Consider the following 19,833-nt stretch of genomic DNA (forward strand, 5'->3'; position numbering starts at 1 on the left):
GCAGTTATGTCAGTTTTTGGAAAAGATGCAGATGGGCTTTTCAACCAGGATTCAAACAACCGAACCGATGGCGGGATGAGCATGGATGAAATCGATCGGCTGCTGGATCAGGATGAATTGGACCGGCTGTTGAATGACGATGATGTTGCCACATTTATTGATTCGGAAAATTTTAAAGAATTATTGGATGCCGAAGACCTTGATGATATTCTGAACGTCTATCGGAAAAGTGAACCGGCTCAGACGGCGTCTGAGGTGGATGAAGCTTCTGTCCCGGAAAGGAAAACGGAGGAGCTTCCGCCGGAACCGAAACCGGAACCGGACATACAGGCTGCGTCTCCGGCACCGGCAGAACCAGCTAAACCGGTGGGGAAAAAGTCGGATTTATCCTTTACGGCGGAGTTCCCGGCACAAAGCAGGCCGAAAGCAGAACCGCCTAAATACCAAGAGCGGTTTCAGTCCTTTACTGTTGAGCTGAACCGTTCAGAGGTAGAAGAGCTGGCAAAAAAACAAGCTCAGCAGCAGGCCGCTGTAAAGGCCAAGGCAGAGGCGGAAAGGGCTGAGAAAGAGGAACCGGCTGCTGTTCAGCCGGAGGCGTCTGCCGAAGCAGGCCATCGTGAGCAAGAGGCGCCACAGCCGAAGCCGGAACAGCCTGCACCAGAAAAGACGGCTGAAGAAAAAAAGCCGTTATTTGATGATGTATTTGGAATTCCGATTCCTCAGGAGAAGCATCAGGAAGTGCAAAAGCCTGTGGAGGAGTCCCGAAAAGAGCCTGCAGAGGAGCTGCCTGCTCAGCCGCAGGAGGAACCAAAGCGTGACTGGAATCTGAATGATGAACTGGATATTGACGCTTTGATCCGGGAAATTGAGGAGGAATCCAAAGCCTATGGTTTTGGAAGCATTCTTTCCCAGCCAGAGAGAAAACAGGAGACGGAAAGCCCTGCGGCGCCGGATGAGAAGATCCAGCCAGAGCCAACAATAAGCCAGCCTGCTGTGGAAACGCCGGCGGACGATACCGGGCTGAAGGCTTCGGCGCCGGAAGAACCGAGAAAACCGGAGCCAGTACCGGTTAAAGAGGCGGAAAAGGCCGGGGAGCCTGTGGTGGCTGAACCGGAAGCGCGCAAAAAGGTAACAGTACAGGATACGACCTTTGAGATTGATATTCCAAAAGAGGAGATCAAGGAAAACGCGCCTGCTGGGACATTTGAAATTAGTATCCCAAAAGAAGCAATGGAACTCAAGCCGGCAGCAGAACCGAAGAAGGAAACGGAGAAAGCGGAAATTTCTGATATACCGGAGCGGCAGATGCCGGAGGTGAAAGAGCCGACAGCGACACTGAAAATTGACCCGGCTGAATTTCCGTCTCAGAATCCTGCCGGAAAGAAGCATCGGTATGCTTTTTTAGGTATTATTATGACCATTCTCGCATTGGTAGGAATCGGCGCGGTCGCCTATTTTGGCTTTGGCTTTGCCAAGGACTTTTTCAGCCAGAAGGAAGTCAAGTCAGCGTTTAATCACCGGGTTTATCCATTGGTTGTTGTCGATGTCCCTGCTTTTGAAAGTGTGGACAAGCTCGACAGCAAGGTTGTGATTCAGGCCGGTATCTGGAATTTCCTCCTTAATGAAGAAAATACGGATAAGTATGAGCAGGATGATTTTGGCACGATGACTGTACCGGCATTGGATATTGAGGTGTATATCCGCCAGATTTTTGGCTCCAATGTTGAAATTGTGCATCAGCAGCTTTCTGACGCGGATTTCACTGTCATTTACGATGAGGAAAAGCAGCTTTATTATATTCCGACTATCCCGCAGTCTCTGCCGTATGCGCCGAGCGTGCAGTCGGTAACCCATACGGGGAGCGACTATACAGTGACGGTAGGTTATGTTCTGCCCGGCCCGTTCTGGAATATTGAGCAGAATATGGACGATGAAGAGATTAACAAGACCATGATCTATCATTACACCAAAACAAAAGACGGGGACTATTGGATTCAATCGGTTGAAAACGGCGACCTGAGCTTAAACGGCGCTTCTTATCCGGCAGATGCTGGAGAAAGCGAGGCGGAGGGAACAACGTCAGACAGCCTTTCTTCAGAGACTGAGGAAGACACTGCTTCCACTGACTCCGCGACAACAGAATCTTCTTCTGAGGCGGCATAATATGATTCGACAAACGGTTTTCGATTTTTCGAAAACCGTTTGTTATACTATACAATATGTTTTTGATGAAAACCTTAACATTGTGAAGATCGAGTATTGACTTTTTAGGATGCTGGCTGTACCATAGGTGTTGGTACACCAAACAGAAATTGATCCAAATTATTAGGTTACGGAAGGCGAAAAAATCCATGCAACTGAGTTTAAAACAGCTCCGGAACTGCCGGGCCGCGAGGCTCCTTGCTATTGCGTTGACCGCTTTATTTCCAGTCTGTTTAGTTTTCATGACAGAGGTCAACCAGAGCGGTTCCTGGAGAACCATCTATCAACTAATTTTCGAAAAGCCGACAATTTTATTGTTTGATCTTGGGGCCATTGCGATTTCCTATGGGATATTTAGCCTGCTGTTTCGTCGCGTTGCGGTTTCTGCGGTGATTAACAGCGTGTTTTGGTACGCCTTGTCCTGTATTGAATTTTATCGCTTTCAGGCGAGCGGTTCCCATTTTACTATTTATGATATCAGTGTTGTAACAAATATCCAGGATGTTTTAAAGTTTGCGGATATCAAAATTTATTCGTTTCAGATTATTACCCTGCTGGTTTTAGCGCTTTATTGTACAGCGCTGTTCCTGCTGGGCCCGAAGATTTCTCTTGCCAGAAAGCATGTGATATCGGGATGCTCTGCCTCCCTTGCGCTGACCATTCTCTTTTTCTTTATCCCGGGATTCTCCTCGGCAGTCTTTTCAGCCTGTGGCGTGCAGCATGGCGGGATGAACAATAATTTTGTACAGCAGGAAAAATTTGAGCAGAACTATCTGATTGCTTTCTTGGTTGAGAATTTGTCAGACGTTATCCAAACGACACGCGTTCAGGAGCCGGAAAATTATTCTGAGGAATCTATCGAAACATTGAGCACGGATACGGTCACGCAAAAAGAGGAAACAATGGTAAAGCCGAATGTGATTACCATTATGAGCGAATCCTATGCGGATTTCCGGGTTTTCCCCAGCCTTGAGCTGGACGAGTACTATCAAAATTTTGACCATATAAGGGATGAAGGCTATTCGGGTGAGGCAATTGTCCCGACATTTGGGGGATATACGATCCGAACAGAGTTCGAGCTGCTGTTCGGGCTGCCGATTAAGTCGCTGAACGGGACGATTTCACCGCAGAATATGCTATCCCTGGAGGAACAGACAACGGCTGTTTCCTATTATCAATCCCAGGGGTATACTACCACCTATATGCATCCCTATACCTCAGACCTGTATCGAAGAAAAGAGCTTTACCCCTATTATGGGTTTGACCGGCTGTATTTCCAGGATGCCTTCCTGTCGCCAAGCTATTACCACGGATATATTGACGATCAGTCAGCCTTTGACAAGGCCGTGGAGCAGATCACTGTCGATGATAAGCCAAGCTATATTCATATTACTTCCATGCAAAACCATATGCCGTATGGTACGGATGAGGACGGCCAGTTCCAGTATTATATGGATGGGATCAAACAGACGGACGAGGCATTGGGGAATTTAATTGAACAGCTAAAACAGCTTGAGGAACCTACAGTGGTGCTGTTTGTCGGGGACCATTACCCGAGCTTTTCCGGGGACTTTGATATTTATGACCAGATGGGAATTGAGGCGGCAAACTGCCGTCAGATGTACCGCCAGAAGTTTTTTGTTTGGAGCAACTACGACTTTAGCTTTGAGCTGGAGGATCAGAAGGCAGTCTCGGCCTTTTACCTGCCCTGGCTGTTGGCGGACTCCATTGGGCTGCCGGGCAACGATATTATGGAACTGATGCTGGAACAGTATCAGAAGGACCCGGTTTATACGATGGAATATCGGATGGATTATCATAACGAGGTATTGGATACCCTGACGTATGATTTGATATTGGGAGATAAATATTCTAATTATTATTTACGGTAAGAAAGCGCCTTTTCTACGGAAAGGCGCTTTCTTAAAAATGGAGGAGCCGGCTGGGAGCAGCTATGAGAAAGGGGCGCTTTTACAAATATGAAGAATCAGACGGTATTGATTACAGGGGCTTCCCGGGGAATCGGGCGTGCGGCAGCACTTCTCTTTGCTGAAAACGGATATCGGATTGCTGCCAATTACAGGCAGTCTGCTGAGGAGATCAGGAGGCTGGAGGAGGAAATTTCTGCATTCGGCGTACCGTTTTTACCACTGCAGGCCGATGTATCTGACCCGGAAGCAGTAGAGCAGATGGCGGAAAAAGCACAGCGGCAATTTGGTGGGATTGATGTTTTGGTAAACAATGCCGGAATTTCCCTGATTGGCTTGCTGCAGGATACTACAGCAGAGGATTGGAACCGGATTTTCGGCGTTAATGTAAACGGAGCATTTTATGCCGCTAAGGCGGTACTGCCCGGAATGATCCGCCGCCAAATGGGGAGGATTATTAATATTTCTTCTATGTGGGGCGTTGCCGGCGCCTCCTGCGAGGTGGCTTATTCAGCCTCTAAGGCTGCGCTGATCGGCTTTACCAAGGCGTTGGCAAAAGAGGCGGGGCCTTCCCATATTACTGTAAACTGCATCGCGCCCGGTGTTGTCATGACCGACATGAACCGGGAGCTGGCTGCATCGGCTCTGGAAGAGCTTAGGGAAGAAACGCCGTTGGGTGTGATTGGAACGCCGGAGGATATTGCCCGGGCAATCCTCTTTCTGGCCTCGGAAGAGGCTGGCTTTATTACCGGGCAGGTTTTAAATGTAAACGGTGGAATTGTAATTTAGGGGCTGGATCATCTCCGGCTTCTTTTTGGCAATTAGGATGTTCCAAAAATGTGTATGGGAAAAGGAACGTTTTTGTGTACAACGAATATTGCGTTAATGACTTTACTTTGCTAAAATAAAAGTACCAAAAGAATTGATGGCAGAGTAGGACTTTGTGCGTTAAGTGTCATATGAACGGGGAGTTGTCATATGGACGAAAGGCAGTACGCTTGCGGTACAAGGTTCGCATCCCGCTGCTGCATATATTGGAGTGCCTCCTTATGTGTAGCAAATTTTATTTAAGGAGGTCATGACATGAATTCTTTCTTTGGAAAATTTAAATCATCCGCTTTGGAACTAAAAAAGGTGCGTTCAATGACAGTTGCAGCGATGCTGTTAGCGCTGAATATCCTATTGTTCCTGTTTTTTTCGATCAAGCTCACTGATTCGCTTCGGTTCAGTTTCTCTTACCTGCCGATTGCGGCGAGTGGGTCTCTGTATGGGCCTGTAGTTGGGGGGATTGTGGCGGCAGCCGGGGATATCCTGAATCTAATTATCAAGCCGACTGGCGCGTATTTCCCGGGATTTACCCTGAATGCGCTGCTCAGCGGGATGATTTACGGATGCTTCCTTTATAAACGTCCAATTTCTGTAAGAAGGACACTTCTGGCACGGCTGACGGTTGTAGTGGTAGAACTGCTTTTGGGAACCCTGTGGCTTTCTATGATGTATGGAAAGGGATATATGGTGTTTCTGCCTGCAAGGGCGTTAAAAGCGGCGATCCTGTTTCCGGTGGAAACAACCCTGATGTTTGGAATGCTGAAGATGATGGAACGGGTGAAATTGCCGGGCATTGCACGCTAGGACTTGACAAACCCCAAAAAGAGGGGTATAGTAATAAAAAATAAGAAAATTGCGATGATAGGGCCTGTAAGACCGCCTCTTTCTCACAGAGAGCTGCCGGGTGCTGGAAGGCAGCAGGAATGCGGTATTAGGATCACCCTGGAGCAGATCGCTGAAACTGCCTTTGGGCGGGAGTAGGAGGATACGGTTCCTCGCCGTTATCAGGGGATGCGTTGTTGGACGCAGATTAAAGCAGGCTGTCAACAGTTAGGACAGCAATTAGAGTGGTACCGCGGAAGCTGAAGGCCTTCGTCTCTGGAATAGAGAGGAAGGCCTTTTTATTTTGAAGCTACAGCCATATCTGAAAGGGGTAAAATAATATGATGACATTGGACAAAATCTATCATGCATCTTATGTGTTAAAGGAGGTAATCCGACCGACCGATTTGATTCATGCACCGAATATGAATCCCGAAAGCGATATTTATCTCAAGACGGAAAACCTGCAGGTAACCGGCTCCTTTAAGGTGCGGGGCGCTTACTATAAGATTTCCCAATTAAGCGATGAAGAAAAATCTCACGGTGTGATTGCCTGCTCAGCGGGAAACCATGCGCAGGGCGTTGCGCTTGCCGCAACCAAAAACGGGATCAAATCCCTGATCTGTCTGCCGGACGGCGCGCCGATTTCCAAAGTGGAAGCGACCAAACGGTATGGCGCCGACATCTGCCTGGTAAAAGGGGCATATGACGATGCCTACGAGCGCGCCTTACAGCTTCGGGACGAGAAGGGATATACCTTTATCCATCCGTTTGATGACGAGGATGTTATCGCGGGACAGGGCACCATCGGGCTCGAGCTGCTGGAGCAGCTTCCAAAGATGGATGCTGTCATTGTGCCGATCGGCGGCGGCGGTCTGATTTCCGGCGTTGCCTATGCGATTAAATCCCTGAATCCGAACATCAAAGTATATGGGGTGCAGGCAGCGGGAGCCCCTTCTATGTTTAATTCCGTACATAGCCATGAGATCCAAACTCTGACGGAGGTGTCCACCATCGCGGACGGGATTGCAGTCAAAACTCCCGGCGAGCATACCTATGATATCTGCAGCAAGTATGTGGATGAAATCGTAACGGTAACCGATGATGAGATTTCCACCGCAATCCTGACCCTGATTGAGCAGCAGAAGCTGATTGCGGAGGGTGCGGGCGCAGTTTCCGTAGCGGCGGCAATGTTTAACAAGGTACCGGTTAAGGGCAAAAAGGTTGTCTGCTTGGTATCCGGAGGAAATATTGACGTTACGATCCTGTCCCGTGTGATTAACCGAGGACTCCTGAAAGCAGGCAGGAGCGCGGATATTACTATTGCGTTACTGGATAAGCCGGGACAGCTCAGCATGATTTCAGAGATCATCGCGCAGAAGGGCGGAAATGTGGTGGCTGTCCATCACGACCGTGCAGATCTGGATATGGACATCAACGCATGCTACCTGCACCTTGTCATGGAAACCAGAGACCATGCGCATGTTGAGGAAATCAAGCAGGCATTAACCGATGCAGGCTTTAATATTGTAAAATAGAAGGAGAAAATGAAATGTTGGAAAAGGTATACACCAAAAATGCACCGGATGCAATCGGGCCGTACTCACAGGCAGTAAAATGCGGTGGGATGCTGTTTACCTCCGGGCAGATTGCGATTAATCCGGCAAGCGGAGAAGTAGAGGTGGCTACAATTGAGGCGCAGACAGAGCAGGTTATGAAAAACCTGGGCGCAGTGCTGGAAGAAGCGGGAAGCTCCTATGAAAAGGTGGTCAAAACAACCTGCTTCTTAAGCGACATGGCGGATTTTGCGGCATTTAATCAGGTCTATGGAAAATATATGACAGAGAAACCTGCCAGAAGCTGTGTGGCTGCGAAGCAGCTGCCGAAAAATGTCCTGGTCGAGGTTGAAGTCATTGCAGAATTATAATAGGAGATAGTAAGGCGCCAGCCAAAGTAGGATTGCTTTTCGGCTGGCGCTGTACTGCAATGGGTAAATACATTGATACTGAGAGGGAGGCGGATAGATGACAAACCGGGAGATTTTGGAGATTGCTATGCGGCAGTCCGCGATTGACAGCAACTGCAGGCCGGAGGACTTTCTGTCTGAGCAGAACCGGGTGGTCATATCCCGTCCGAATCCGGGAGCGAGACGGTATCTGGAGCTGCCTTTTTTCTGTGATTTAACCTCTTATGGAAACAATATTGTGGCTTCGGTATCTAAAGAAGCTGCAGATAAAGTAAGGGAATATATCGACCGGTATCCGGCAGAGCATTGCTTTGAAACGCCTCATCTGCATGTCCTGGAAAAAAGCCTGAATGAATATGGAATGGGCGTTTGCTTCATGGCGGAGTATTTCCTGCCGGATATCACGGTTTTCCGTCCATTAGACTGCGCTTATCAGACGAGGGTGTTGATGCCGGACGAGTTTGCAGAATACTATCTTCCTCAGTGGAGCAATGCGCTCTGCGAAAAGCGGAAACACCTAGACCGGCTGGCGGTTGGCGCGTTTGACTGCGGGGAGCTGATCGGCCTTGCCGGCGCTTCTGCGGACTGCGATAGTATGTGGCAGATTGGGATTGACGTCCTGCCCAGCTACCGGAGAAAGGGGATTGCTTCTGCCCTGACAAGCCAGCTTGCCGCGGAAATATTAAGCCGTGGCCTGGTGCCGTTTTACTGCTGTGCATGGTCGAATATTAAATCTGCCCGCAATGCTGTCAGAAGCGGCTTTCGTCCTGCCTGGGTGCAGCTCACAGCGAAAACCAAGGAAGCAATAGGCAAGATGAATCATAACTAGGAAAAAAAGATAGAAAAAGAGATAGACTGCGGAATGACCGTGGTCTATCTCTTTTTGCCGTAGAATATTAACATGGTTCATTGTTTTTCTTTAAGCTTTCTTCTTTTAGAATCCTGCCATCCCGTAGTAGGGTTTTAAGACGGTCACCATCATTTTCCGCGATGGCGGCCCGGTATTCCTGCAAATGAAGGATGATGTTGTCCAGCTCCACCAGCAGCGAAGGCTGATTCATCAGAAACAGGTCGGTCCACATGGATTCGTTCAGCTTGGCAACCCGCGTCAGATCAAGGAAACTGCCGGCAGAAAACCCGCTCTGGTAACCCAGAACCGGGCTTTTGACATAGGCGTTTGATACGATATGTGCAAGCTGGGAGGTAAAGGCAATAACACGGTCATGTTCGGCAGGCGTAGCAATCACAATATTGGGAAAATGCAGTTCCGTCGCAAACTGCCTGACAGCTTCGACAGCCTGTTTCGAGGTGGACTCTACCGGGGTAATAATAAAGCTCGCGTGATCAAAAAGGTTGCCCAGTGAATAGGCGAATCCAGAAAATTCCCTGCCCGCCATGGGATGGCAGCCGACAAAGGCGACGTTTTTTCTTTCTAAAGAATCCCCGATACCGTCGATAATACTTTCCTTTACGCCGCAGGTATCGATCACGATACTGCCTTTCCGGAAATCCTGCGCGTGTTCCCGCAAAAAGGTGATCGTTTGGGCGGGATGAAGGCTGACAATCGTAAAATCAGCCTGGGACAGATTCTCTGGTCTGATAGCTTCATCGATTGCACCGGCTTCCAGCGCCTGCCGTACTGTATTTTTATCCAGATCGTAGCCTAAGCAGAGATGGCTGGTATAGCGTTTGATTGTTTTGCAGAGTGACCCGCCGATCAGTCCAAGCCCAACAACAGCAATTTTCATCTGCTTTTTCCTTCTTTCTTTCTATTATCATAAACCCGCCGGAGGAACAACCATGAACCGGCGGGCAGTTTATCCATTTAAAGTATAACAGCGAACGGATTGGATGTCAAGAATCACCGTTCTGTATCCCAATAGAATGCACTGTAAGGAGGCAGCTCGCTTCCGCCGCCAAAATCATGTTCTCTTCCGGTAATCAGATCGATTCCCTTGCCGCAGCCGGCATCAAAATGCAGGGTATAGGGCTGGGAATCGGCATTGATTGCAATGATGACCCTCTGGTGCTCGCTCTGCCGCTGAAAAACGGTCTGATGGTTTGTTAGGACAAGGCTTTTGAAATCACCAAAGCAGAGTGCCTCGCTGTTTCGACGCGCTGTCAGCAAGGAGGAAATCCAATTGGTCAGCCCGTTCCATTCCGGCACCTCAAAGCAGGGACGGAGTGATTCGTCACCCTGCGCCTTCTCGCCTCTGGCGCCCCATTCGCTTCCGTAATAAACGCAGGGGATTCCCGGCATTGCACAGAGCAACGCATAGACCGGATAAAGGTGGTTCGGATCGTTCAGAATGGAAGCGATCCGGGAAACGTCGTGATTATCTACAAAGTTAAAGAGGTGCTTCCCTCGGTAAAGCGACCAGTTTTCCGGCCCAAACTGCCGAAGCAGGGAATGAGTGATCTCAAACATATTCATGGAGTTGAAGCTGGAGTAAAGTCCCTTGTAGCACTCATAGTTGGTGCAGCTATGGAGCATGGAATTGTTCACCCACTGATTATAGTCCCCATGGAGAAGTTCTCCGACAAGGAAGAAATCCGGCTTGAGCTGGTCGCATTGGGCGCGCAGCCTGCGGATAAAATTGTGATCCAGCGAATAGGCGACATCAAGTCTCAGCCCGTCGATGTCAAAATCCCGAATCCAGCCGGATACACAATCAAGCAGGTATTGCACCACCGCTTCATTTTGCAGATTGAGCTTCACTAGCTCGAAATGCCCTTCCCATCCCTCATACCAGAATCCGTCCCGGTAATTGGAGTCACCGTCAAAGTTAAGGCAGAACCAATCCTTATAGGGGGAATCCCATCTTTTTTCCTGCACGTCCCGGAATGCCCAGAATCCGCGCCCGACATGGTTAAAGACCCCATCCAGCACGATCCGCAGTCCGTTCTGGTGAAGCAAACGGCAGACGCCGGCAAAGTCCTCGTTCGTTCCCAGCCGGCAATCGATCTGCTGAAAATCGCGGGTATCATATCCATGACGGTCTGATTCAAAAAGGGGTGAAAAATAAACCGCGTCAATTCCCAGCCGTTTCAGATGTTCGACCCAATCGGATACTTTCCGAATCCGGGGAACGGTGATCCCGTCGTTTTCCCAAGGCGCTCCGCAAAATCCAAGCGGATAAATCTGATAAAAAGCACTGGTTTCTGCCCACATACAGCTCACTCCCTGCTATCCTAATACTTTTTTTGCAATATCGGCTGATTGTTTTGCATCCTTGGCATAGAAGTCAGCGCCGATTTTCATGGCGTAATCCTCGGTCAGCACAGCTCCGCCAACCCAAATTTTACAGTCAGCACCGCTCTGATGCAGCGCTTCAATGGTTTGCTGCATACTGACAACGGTAGTAGTCATCAGGGCGCTCAGTCCAACCAGCTTCGCGCCGCTGCGTTTGGTTTCCTGAACTACAGTTTCAACCGGGACATCCTTCCCGAGGTCTATTACATCATATCCATAGTTTTCCAGGATTACCCTGACAATATTCTTCCCGATATCGTGAACGTCACCCTTTACCGTTGCAAGGACGATCTTTCCTTTGGAGACCGACCTTGCGGCCGGCTGTTTGGCGAGTGCCAGCTTGATCTGATCAAACCCAGCCTGCGCCGCGGTTGCCGACTGGATGAGCTGCGGCAGAAAGATGATTCCCTTTTCAAAATCGTTCCCGACCTGGTCGAGCGAGGGAATCAGGATTTCATTGATGACCGCGAGAGGATCCATGGTTTGAAGCAGGGTTCCTGTAATTTCTCCTGCCGCTTCCTTCAGCCCGTTGACAACGGCATAGGAAAGGGTCATATCCTGCTTGCTTTTGGGCTGCGGCGCGGATACGGCCGCATGGTGCTTTTCAATATAATGCTTGGAGCCCACGTCCCGGTTATACAGGACATTATATGCATCCACTGCGTCCATCATTGACTTGATATTCGGATTGATGATTGGACAGTCCAACCCATGCGCCATGGCGAGGAGGAGGAAGCTGTGATTGATCAGCTCGCGGTTCGGCAGGCCGAAAGAGATGTTGGAAACTCCCAGCACAGTTTTGACGCCGAGCTGTTCCTTTGCCATTTTGACGGCCTTTAGTGTCTCCTGAACCTCCTTCTGTTGAACGGAGGCGGTCAGGGTGAGGCAGTCGATATAAATGTCTTCTCTGGGGATGCCATACTCTTCCGCCGCTTCTACAATCCGTCTGGCTATCGCAAACCGATCCTCTGCAGCGTTGGGAATTCCCGTTTCATCCATCGTGAGACCGACAACTGCCGCTCCGTACTTTTTAACAACCGGCAAAATCCGATCCAAAACCTTCCGTTCGCCGTTGACAGAATTGACAATGGCCTTCCCGTTGTAAATCCGCAGGGCGCTTTCAATCACAGAAGGATTTGAGGAATCGATCTGGAGCGGTGCGTCCAGGACGCTTTGCAGCCCCTTGACCACCTCGAGCATCATCTGCTTTTCATCGATTTCCGGCAGGCCGACGTTGACGTCCAGAATGTCGGCGCCCGCCTTGACCTGTTCGAGTCCCTGCGTCAGGATATAACCGGTATTATGGTTAATCAGAGCTTCTTTGAACAGTTTTTTTCCGGTGGGGTTAATCCGTTCTCCTATTATGCGCACACCGTCTACCTCTACGAGATGGCTGGCACTGCACAGTACGGAACGCGGCTGCCAGTCCCGGTTGGAAACGGGTTGGCCTTTGACTGTACGGGCAAGCTCTCTGATATAGCCGGGCGTTGTACCGCAGCATCCGCCGATGATGGATACGCCGCAGTGAAGATACTCCCGCATAGTCTCGGCAAACTCTTCAGCGGAGATATCGTAGGTGTTGGAATTTAAATTCGGCAGGCCGGCGTTGGCCTTTATGATAATGGGCAGGGGAGTCCACCGGCTTAATTTCTGCGCAATGGGAAGAATTTCCTTCGGACCCAGCGAGCAGTTGACTCCGATTGCCTCCACGCCGAGCGAGGTCAGGGTAACAGCCATTGACTCCACCGATACGCCGGTAAAGGTGCGATGGTTTTCCTCAAAGGTCATGGTGCAGAAAACAGGTAGGCTGGTATTCTCCTTTGCGGCCAATACGGCGGCTTTCATCTCCAGCAGGTCGGTCATCGTTTCAAACACAACGAGATCGGCTCCGGCCTTTTCTCCGGCAATCAGCATTTCCCGGAAAATATCATAGGCGCTGTCAAAGGAGAGATTTCCGTTTGGCTCCAGCAATTCGCCGACCGGTCCGATAGAGAGCGCTGCCTTTACCTTGGTTCCTTCTGCGGCTCTTTTGGCGTTTTTAACTCCGGCCGTTACAAGCTGGTCAACCGTGTAGCCGCAGTGGGCAAGCTTGTAGCGGTTTGCACTAAAGGTATTGGAATAGATGATATCCGAGCCGCTTTCAATATACTGGCGGTGGATGTCTATCACGATGTCCGGATGGGTGATATTCAGCGCCTCCGGTACTTTGCCGATCCTGACGCCGGATTTTTGCAGCATGGTTCCCATTGCTCCGTCGAGCAGGATCACATGGTCAAAGTTTTTTAACATTGAGTTCCTCGCTTTCTGAAAGTACAATTTGCTCGGTTATTGCAGTAATCGCATTTATTTCTTCTGGGATCTTTGGCAGTGTCCGTTACGCCGATTATGGCTGTAACGGATTTGGCGGGAGTCATCAGCAGGCTGTCGGTTAACGACAGGCCGATTTTTCGATGTGTGTCCATCAGGGAGATGATATCCTGTTGCGTTTCAAGCGGCAGATCACCGTAGCCAGCAGAAAACCGCCAGGTGGTGTTTTTACCTTCCTGCCTGCACTGCGTGATGATTTCCTGCTCCGCAAGGTCTGCGAGCTGCTCTGCCGCAGTGGTAGCGCAGCTATCCAGTATGACGCCCTCATCCGGCGCAAGGATCATGGCAGTGCGGATTTCGCGTTCGATCTGGAGTCCCAGCGTTACGCACAGCAGATAGATCTCTTCGCAGTTACCGAGCTGTGCCTGGATGTCGCGTCCCCTGAGCAGAACGGGGGTATGGACGATCCGAATGCCGTTATCCTCGCGGGAAACCGGGAAACGGCGGTAGAGATATTTCGGCTGGATCGCCCGGAGTGTCCGGCGGATGCAGGTGTCAATTGTCTCGGACAATGCACTGGAGAGAGACTGTCCGTTATAGCCGAGATACCGCAGGATTTCATCCCGGTTCAGCGTTTGAATCAGCGTATTCAAGGTGGCGGTTCCTTTCTAAACCCGGTTGCTGCTTTTGATGATGCTCTCAATGCTGCCTGTGATCCGGGTTGCTGTTTCGACATTGTTCATGGTATAGAGGTGGATTCCGCGCACATCATTGGCGATCAGATCGATAATCTGGTTGGTTGCGTAAGCGATCCCAGCGTCCTTGAGCGCCTGCGGGTCATCCGCGTATTTGTTGATCATGGTGCTCAGCTTTCTCGGCAGGCTGGCGCCGCACATGGAAACGGTACGCTCGATTTGGGATTTATTTGTGACCGGCATAATACCGGCTGAAACCGGGGCGGTAATCCCTTTTTGGACGAGCTTATCCATGAACTCATAAAAATGGTCGTTATTAAAAAAGAGCTGTGTAATTAAATGAGAAGCGCCAGCGTCAATCTTTCTTTTCAGGTTGTCGATATCCTCATCAAGGGTATCGCTGTCGCAGTGGCATTCCGGATAACAGGCGCCCATTACATTAAAGCCCGCGTCATAATTTTTGATGAATTCCGTCAGGTCGCTGGCGTGCTGAAAATCCTCCTTCGGCTCTACTGTGGGACTTTTATCGCCCCGGAGTGCCAGAATATTCTGTACGCCGTGCTCTTTCAGAGTGTCCAGTGTTCGGCGGATATCGTCTTTGGTTGAATTGAGACAGGTCAGATGAGAGACCGGCTCAATCTGGTATTCTGTTTTAATGAGCGAGGCGATCTCACAGGTTTTGCTGCGCTGGGTATCTGACCCGCCCGCACCGTATGTAACGCTGATGAAGTCAGCCGGCAGTCCGCGCAGGCCGTACAGCGTATTATAGATGGTGTCAACAGAAGAGGTTTTCTTCGGCGGGAAAACCTCCAGGGAATAGACCACCTTTTTATATCTGAAAAGATTTGAGAGATCCATGATTTTCATGATTCCTTTCTTGGGATTTGGGCTATTCGGGGATGCCGAAGCAGATATGGGCGTTACGGTTTGCAATATCAATCAGATCCTGCACGTCCGTCTCTTTGATTTGGGCAATTTTTTCGGCGGTCAGAGCAATCATATCGGAGGTGCAGGTTTTGCCGCGGTAGGGAACCGGCGCCATATAAGGGCAGTCTGTTTCCAGGAGCAGACGGTCAAGCGGCGTGACCTTCACCGCCTCGAGTACCTTTTTAGCGTTGTTGAAGGTAACCACGCCGGTATAGCCCAGATACATTCCCAGGGAGAGAATTTCCGATGCTGTCTGAGCGGAACCGGAAAAACAGTGTACCACACCCTTTGGACGGTATCTGCGCAGCAGCTCAAGCGTATCTGCAGTCGCCTCACGGGAATGGATGATGACGGGAAGCGAGAGCTCCTGTGCCAGCAGGAGCTGCTTTTCAAAGACCTCTTTCTGCCGGCCGCGCGGAGAAAAATCATAGTGGTAGTCCAGCCCGATTTCCCCAATGGCGACCACCTTTTCTTCTCCTGCAAGCGCCGCCAGCTCCTCAAGATTGCTTTCCGACCAGTTTTCTGCGTCGTGGGGGTGAATACCGACACTGCAATAGAAAAAAGGATAGCGCCGGGTCAGCTCCAGTCCGGAATAGGAGGAGGGCATGTCACAGCCTGCATTCAGTACTGCCGCGACGCCGTTCTCCCTGATATGCCGGATTGTTTCCTCCTGAATGGAGCGAAAACGTTCGTCATTATAATGGGCATGGGAATCAAAAATATTGTGATAGCTCAATAGGGGACACCTTCTTTTCTGATGATATAGTGGCAGCATGGAACGGTTTGGCCGTTTTTCATCAGCGTTACCATCCGTTTGCCCTGATAGTGCATCCCGCTTTTCTGCATTACCCGTCCTGAGGCCGGGTTACGGAGATCATGAAGTGCGTCAATCGATTCAAAGCCGCAGTTCCAAAGATACTGGATGACCGCCCGGCACGCTTCGGTAGCAAGGCCCTGGTTCCAGTATTCCGGGGCCAGGCAGTAGCCGACCTCACAGGCCGTGGAATCCGGTTGTGCAGCCGCGCCGATAGAACCGATCAGCTTGCCTGTCGAAAGATCGGTGATGGCCCATTCGTAAAAATGGAGCTTTGGGTACTCTGCGATCCAGGAATCAATGATTGCGGCGGTTTCATCCGGCGTGCGGTGGGTGCCCCAGCTAACGTAGCGGGTTGCCTGCGGTATCCCCGCCCAGCCGGAAAACATCGCGTCTGCGTCGGAATGTCTAAATTTTCGGAGAAATAATCGTTGTGTTGTGATGGGTTGTGTTCCAAGATGTTGCATGGTAAAACCTCCGGTATTCAGTTGTAAATCAAAGCAGTCCGTTTATCGGATTTTTGCACCTGCTGGGATATGATCGTCTACAAACAAAACTCTTGCAGCGTCGTCGCAGTCGGCGGCGAGGATCATCCCGTTTGACATTACGCCCCGCAGTTTAACCGGCTTAAGATTGGCAACAATGATAACTTTTTTTCCGATTAAATCAGCCGGCTGGTACCAGGCGGCAATCCCGGAGACGACCTGACGCGGCGTGCCGCTGCCGTCGTCAAGCTGAAGACAGAGCAGCTTATCAGATTTTTTAACAGGCTCGCATTCGATGATTTTGGCCGCCTTCAGCTCTACTTTGGCAAAATCGTCAATATTGATAATCAGACCCTCCGGCGCCTCCTCTTTCGTTTCTTCTTTCTGTGCTGCGGCTTTCTGGCTTGCCTCAATTTCTTTTTCCAGCTCTTCCAGTTTTTTCACCTCGTCAATCCGAGCAAAGAGCGGGGCGGCGGTTCCAACCTTCCCCTCCTTTAGCTTTCCGAATTCATTCAGGGACGGATAGCAGGTAATGTCTGTATTGATCTGCGCAAAAATCTTTTCTGCGGTCTGGGGAAGGAACGGGGAAACCATGACGGCGATAAACCGGATGCTCTCCAACAGGTTATAGAGCACAGTTTGAAGCCTTGGGTAGTTCGCTTCGTCCTTTGCCAAAGTCCACGGCGCGGTTTCATCAATATATTTATTGCTCCGGCGTGCAACATTTATGATTACTTCCAGTGCGTCGGCAACCTTAAATTGATTCATCAGGCTGGTGTATTCCTTCACTGAGGAAAGGCAGGTGGATTTCAGGTCGTCGTCCAGAGCGTCTGCGACACCGGCATTTTTGACAGCTCCGTCAAAATATTTGTTGGACATGGCGACCGTCCGGTTGACCAGGTTGCCCAATGTGTTGGCAAGATCCGAGTTATAGCGGGCGATGATATTTTCATAGGTGATCGTCCCGTCCTGCGCATAAGGCATTTCCTTAAGCAGATAATACCGGACGCCGTCCACGCCAAAATGGCGGGCCAGGTCGTCGGCATACATGACGTTTCCTTTGGATTTGCTCATTTTATCCGTGCCGGAGAGCAGCCATGGATGGCCGAACACCTGCTTTGGCAGCGGCAGGCCGAGCGCCATCAGCATAATCGGCCAGTAGATCGTGTGGAAGCGCAGGATGTCTTTTCCGATAATGTGGACGTCCGCAGGCCAGTATTTCTCAAACAGCTCGCTGCTTCCGTCCGGGTCATAGCCTAAGGCGGTAATATAGTTGGTAAGCGCGTCCAGCCAGACATAGATGACATGCTTCGGGTCAAAATCGACTGGAATACCCCAGCTAAAGGAGGTTCTGGAAACACACAGATCCTGCAGGCCCGGCTTTAAGAAATTGTTAACCATTTCGCGCTTCCGGGATTCCGGCTGGATAAATTCCGGATGCTCCTCAATGTACTGCATCAGACGATCCTGGTACTTGCTCATCTTGAAGAAATAGGCCTCTTCCTTGGTTTTTTTGACCGGACGTCCGCAGTCCGGGCAGCAGCCGTCTGCAAGCTGAGTTTCTGTCCAGAAGGATTCGCAGGGGGTGCAGTACCAGCCTTCATATTCGCTTTTGTAGATATCCCCCTGGTCGTAGAGCTTTTGAAAGATCTTTTTCACAACCGCCTCATGGTAATCATCCGTTGTGCGGATGAACTTATCATAGGAGCAGTCCATCAAATCCCAAATCCGGCGGATTTCTCCGGCGACCTGGTCGACATAGGCTTTCGGTGTGATGCCCATTTCATTGGCAATTTCCTGAATCTTCTGCCCGTGCTCGTCTGTCCCGGTAAGGAAGAACACATCGTCGCCTATCATCCGTTTGAACCGCGCAATGGCGTCGGTCAGGACGATTTCGTAAGAATTCCCGATATGCGGCTTGCGGGAGGTATACGCAATTGCGGTTGTTAAATAAAATTTTTGCTGTTCAGACATAGTAGATTCACCTTTCTTTACATTTCACAAATAATAGCTTGCTGGCCTTCGGGATAAACAAAAACTCCCGTTCCCGAAACCAGGTTTCGAGGACGAGAGCAAAACTTCCGTGGTACCACCTCAATTTTCCTTTCCCTCACGGAAAAGGACTCATCTGCTGCAGACCATAGGCGGCCGACAGCATATTGCGATAACGGGCAAACCCGTCGCAGCCTAAAGGAAATCCCTTTTCGGTGCGCAGCTCCAAGACCATCTTCAGCAAATTTCCCCTTATCCGTTCTCAGCCTGTCGGACTCTCTGCAAAAGCTTCCTTTGCTTACTCTTCTTTTCACAGCCAGTTTGTAAACCTATATAATTGTACTTATTATATCCATTTTTTTAAAAAAAGTCAAGCGAAAATCCATTGTTGGAAAAATTCGTATAGATTGCCGATTGTGGCTTTTCCGGTTACCCTCTATAATGGAAGGGAGGATTGGGGGATGGGAAATGAAACGAATTGTTGCAGATTATCATATGCACACCACCGTTTCGCCGGACGGCGCCAATACAATGGAAGAAATGTGCGAAGCGGCTATACAGAAAGGGATACGGGAAGTTGCCTTTACCGACCATTTTGAAATTTTCTCACCTGATTTCAAGGGCTCCTGTTATTCCCCGATAGACCGGTTTACCCTGGAATACTGGCAGCGTTATGTTGACGCTTTTGCACGCTGCAAAGAAAAATATGGGGATCGTTTCTCCTTTAAAAGCGGGATTGAGCTCGGGCAACCGCACCTAAATCCAAAATTTTCCGAGAAGGTGCTCAGCATGATGCCGCTTGACTTTGTATTGGGTTCTCTGCACAAAGCGGAGGACACAGATTTCAGCGAACGGGATTACCTGGCCGGGCGGAATGAGGATTATTGCAGGATGAACCTGGAAGAGCTGTACCGGCTTGCGGATGAGGGGGATTTTGACACGCTGGCGCACATCGACCTGATTAAGCGCTATGCGGCCCGGCAGGGTGTATGCGTCACTTTGATGGATTATAAGGCGGAGTTTGCCTGCGTGCTGAAACGGCTGATTGAGCGCGGAAAGGGAATTGAGATCAATACCTCCGGTCTGCGCCAGGGTATGGGAGAAGCGATCCCCTGTATGGAGATTTTGAGGTTTTATCATGAGCTTGGCGGGGAAATTCTGACGATCGGCTCAGACGCGCACTGTGCGGAGGACATCGCGGCGGACTTTGACACTGCATATGAAATGGCAAAAGAAGCGGGATTTCGGGCAATTGCGCTGTATACTCAGCGGAAATGTTCCTTTTACGATATTGATTAGGAGGGGAAAACTGTATGATGGGAGTTAATATTATATTTTTAGTCGGTGTTTTTGTGATCCTATTGATAGGCGTGGTCGCAGCGGTGCTTGCCGTCTGCCTGAAAAAGGTGAATGCGCAGGAACGCCCGGAGGAAATGCCGAACCAGCAGGATTTCCAAAACCATCAGTGGATGACGGAAGAACAGAACAGGATCATACAGGATCAGAACCGAATTATTCAGGAACAGGTTCAGCAGCAGATCAACCAGGATCACATGCGAAATATGTAACAAAAGCGGATGGAACCGGCAAATACCGGCGCCATCCGCTTTTTGG

17 protein-coding genes, 1 riboswitch and 2 other annotated features are annotated in these 19,833 nt (G+C 50.0%); of the genes, 9 read left to right on the forward strand and 8 right to left on the reverse strand.

Annotated features, from left to right (window positions below):
* The first annotated feature begins 6 nt into the window (after positions 1-6).
* From CZ360_RS09360 to CZ360_RS09390, 7 genes are all read left to right on the forward strand, one after another.
* Positions 7-2,163: a hypothetical protein gene (locus tag CZ360_RS09360; RefSeq protein ID WP_077533948.1), complete on the forward strand. Its 2,157-nt coding sequence runs from the start codon at positions 7-9 to the stop codon at positions 2,161-2,163.
* 188 nt (positions 2,164-2,351) lie between these two features.
* Positions 2,352-4,094 carry an LTA synthase family protein gene (locus CZ360_RS09365; protein WP_077533949.1) on the forward strand — a complete coding sequence of 581 codons (1,743 nt, stop codon included), beginning with the start codon at positions 2,352-2,354 and terminating at the stop codon, positions 4,092-4,094.
* 87 nt (positions 4,095-4,181) lie between these two features.
* Positions 4,182-4,919 (forward strand): elongation factor P 5-aminopentanone reductase, encoded by a 738-nt coding sequence (gene ymfI, locus CZ360_RS09370; protein ID WP_077533950.1) that lies wholly within the window; start codon positions 4,182-4,184, stop codon positions 4,917-4,919.
* A 138-nt stretch (positions 4,920-5,057) separates the two neighbouring features.
* Positions 5,058-5,157, forward strand: a riboswitch (THF riboswitch).
* A gap of 116 nt (positions 5,158-5,273) precedes the next feature.
* The gene (locus CZ360_RS09375; protein ID WP_159438214.1) at positions 5,274-5,762 is read left to right on the forward strand and encodes a folate family ECF transporter S component; all 489 of its coding nucleotides are present in this window, start codon (positions 5,274-5,276) and stop codon (positions 5,760-5,762) included.
* 45 nt (positions 5,763-5,807) lie between these two features.
* Positions 5,808-6,061 (forward strand) — a binding site (T-box leader).
* Between the two features lie 60 nt (positions 6,062-6,121).
* A complete protein-coding gene (ilvA, locus tag CZ360_RS09380) occupies positions 6,122-7,318 on the forward strand; it encodes a threonine ammonia-lyase (RefSeq protein WP_077533952.1) in 1,197 nt (398 codons plus the stop codon).
* 14 nt (positions 7,319-7,332) lie between these two features.
* Positions 7,333-7,707, forward strand: coding sequence for a RidA family protein (locus tag CZ360_RS09385; protein ID WP_077533953.1), 375 nt, complete (start codon positions 7,333-7,335; stop codon positions 7,705-7,707).
* Positions 7,708-7,804: 97 nt separating this feature from the next.
* Positions 7,805-8,575, forward strand: coding sequence for a GNAT family N-acetyltransferase (locus CZ360_RS09390; RefSeq protein ID WP_077533954.1), 771 nt, complete (start codon positions 7,805-7,807; stop codon positions 8,573-8,575).
* 67 nt (positions 8,576-8,642) lie between these two features.
* Here CZ360_RS09390 and CZ360_RS09395 read toward each other — a convergent pair whose 3' ends face one another.
* The 8 genes from CZ360_RS09395 to metG form a co-directional block, all read right to left on the reverse strand.
* Positions 8,643-9,494 carry a prephenate dehydrogenase gene (locus CZ360_RS09395; protein ID WP_077533955.1) on the reverse strand — a complete coding sequence of 284 codons (852 nt, stop codon included), beginning with the start codon at positions 9,492-9,494 and terminating at the stop codon, positions 8,643-8,645.
* A gap of 113 nt (positions 9,495-9,607) precedes the next feature.
* The gene (locus CZ360_RS09400; protein WP_077533956.1) at positions 9,608-10,918 is read right to left on the reverse strand and encodes an alpha-amylase family glycosyl hydrolase; all 1,311 of its coding nucleotides are present in this window, start codon (positions 10,916-10,918) and stop codon (positions 9,608-9,610) included.
* A gap of 15 nt (positions 10,919-10,933) precedes the next feature.
* Positions 10,934-13,288 (reverse strand): homocysteine S-methyltransferase family protein, encoded by a 2,355-nt coding sequence (locus CZ360_RS09405; RefSeq protein WP_077533957.1) that lies wholly within the window; start codon positions 13,286-13,288, stop codon positions 10,934-10,936.
* Positions 13,282-13,959: a vitamin B12 dependent-methionine synthase activation domain-containing protein gene (locus CZ360_RS09410; protein WP_077533958.1), complete on the reverse strand. Its 678-nt coding sequence runs from the start codon at positions 13,957-13,959 to the stop codon at positions 13,282-13,284. Before CZ360_RS09410 ends, CZ360_RS09405 begins: the two co-directional genes overlap by 7 nt.
* A 15-nt stretch (positions 13,960-13,974) precedes the next feature.
* Entirely contained in the window at positions 13,975-14,859 is an 885-nt protein-coding gene (metF, locus tag CZ360_RS09415) for a methylenetetrahydrofolate reductase [NAD(P)H] (RefSeq protein WP_077534798.1), read from the reverse strand.
* Positions 14,860-14,890: 31 nt separating this feature from the next.
* The gene (locus tag CZ360_RS09420; protein ID WP_229408037.1) at positions 14,891-15,664 is read right to left on the reverse strand and encodes a TatD family hydrolase; all 774 of its coding nucleotides are present in this window, start codon (positions 15,662-15,664) and stop codon (positions 14,891-14,893) included.
* Entirely contained in the window at positions 15,661-16,209 is a 549-nt protein-coding gene (locus CZ360_RS09425) for a GNAT family N-acetyltransferase (protein ID WP_077533960.1), read from the reverse strand. Before CZ360_RS09425 ends, CZ360_RS09420 begins: the two co-directional genes overlap by 4 nt.
* A gap of 42 nt (positions 16,210-16,251) precedes the next feature.
* Entirely contained in the window at positions 16,252-18,201 is a 1,950-nt protein-coding gene (gene metG / locus CZ360_RS09430) for a methionine--tRNA ligase (protein ID WP_077533961.1), read from the reverse strand.
* Positions 18,202-18,286: 85 nt separating this feature from the next.
* Positions 18,287-18,542, reverse strand: a binding site (T-box leader).
* Positions 18,543-18,687: 145 nt separating this feature from the next.
* On the opposite strand from metG, the gene CZ360_RS09435 reads away from it, so the two are divergent.
* Both CZ360_RS09435 and CZ360_RS09440 read left to right on the forward strand, forming a co-directional pair.
* Complete coding sequence (locus CZ360_RS09435; RefSeq protein WP_159438215.1) at positions 18,688-19,518, forward strand: histidinol-phosphatase HisJ family protein; 831 nt, start codon at positions 18,688-18,690, stop codon at positions 19,516-19,518.
* Between the two features lie 14 nt (positions 19,519-19,532).
* Positions 19,533-19,787, forward strand: coding sequence for a hypothetical protein (locus tag CZ360_RS09440; protein WP_077533963.1), 255 nt, complete (start codon positions 19,533-19,535; stop codon positions 19,785-19,787).
* The last annotated feature ends 46 nt before the right edge of the window (positions 19,788-19,833 follow it).

The sequence above is a fragment of the Massiliimalia massiliensis genome, from assembly GCF_900155615.1.
GTDB classification, from domain to species: domain Bacteria; phylum Bacillota; class Clostridia; order Oscillospirales; family Ruminococcaceae; genus Massiliimalia; species Massiliimalia massiliensis.

Bases quoted from the DNA above. Each gene is read 5' to 3' on its own strand.
- CZ360_RS09360 (WP_077533948.1), top strand. From the start codon at position 7: ATGTCAGTTTTTGGAAAAGATGCAGATGGGCTTTTCAACCAGGATTCA.
- CZ360_RS09365 (WP_077533949.1), top strand. From the start codon at position 2,352: ATGCAACTGAGTTTAAAACAGCTCCGGAACTGCCGGGCCGCGAGGCTC.
- ymfI (WP_077533950.1), top strand. From the start codon at position 4,182: ATGAAGAATCAGACGGTATTGATTACAGGGGCTTCCCGGGGAATCGGG.
- CZ360_RS09375 (WP_159438214.1), top strand. From the start codon at position 5,274: ATGACAGTTGCAGCGATGCTGTTAGCGCTGAATATCCTATTGTTCCTG.
- ilvA (WP_077533952.1), top strand. From the start codon at position 6,122: ATGATGACATTGGACAAAATCTATCATGCATCTTATGTGTTAAAGGAG.
- CZ360_RS09385 (WP_077533953.1), top strand. From the start codon at position 7,333: ATGTTGGAAAAGGTATACACCAAAAATGCACCGGATGCAATCGGGCCG.
- CZ360_RS09390 (WP_077533954.1), top strand. From the start codon at position 7,805: ATGACAAACCGGGAGATTTTGGAGATTGCTATGCGGCAGTCCGCGATT.
- CZ360_RS09395 (WP_077533955.1), bottom strand. From the start codon at position 9,494: ATGAAAATTGCTGTTGTTGGGCTTGGACTGATCGGCGGGTCACTCTGC.
- CZ360_RS09400 (WP_077533956.1), bottom strand. From the start codon at position 10,918: ATGTGGGCAGAAACCAGTGCTTTTTATCAGATTTATCCGCTTGGATTT.
- CZ360_RS09405 (WP_077533957.1), bottom strand. From the start codon at position 13,288: ATGTTAAAAAACTTTGACCATGTGATCCTGCTCGACGGAGCAATGGGA.
- metF (WP_077534798.1), bottom strand. From the start codon at position 14,859: ATGGATCTCTCAAATCTTTTCAGATATAAAAAGGTGGTCTATTCCCTG.
- CZ360_RS09425 (WP_077533960.1), bottom strand. From the start codon at position 16,209: ATGCAACATCTTGGAACACAACCCATCACAACACAACGATTATTTCTC.
- metG (WP_077533961.1), bottom strand. From the start codon at position 18,201: ATGTCTGAACAGCAAAAATTTTATTTAACAACCGCAATTGCGTATACC.
- CZ360_RS09435 (WP_159438215.1), top strand. From the start codon at position 18,688: ATGAAACGAATTGTTGCAGATTATCATATGCACACCACCGTTTCGCCG.
- CZ360_RS09440 (WP_077533963.1), top strand. From the start codon at position 19,533: ATGATGGGAGTTAATATTATATTTTTAGTCGGTGTTTTTGTGATCCTA.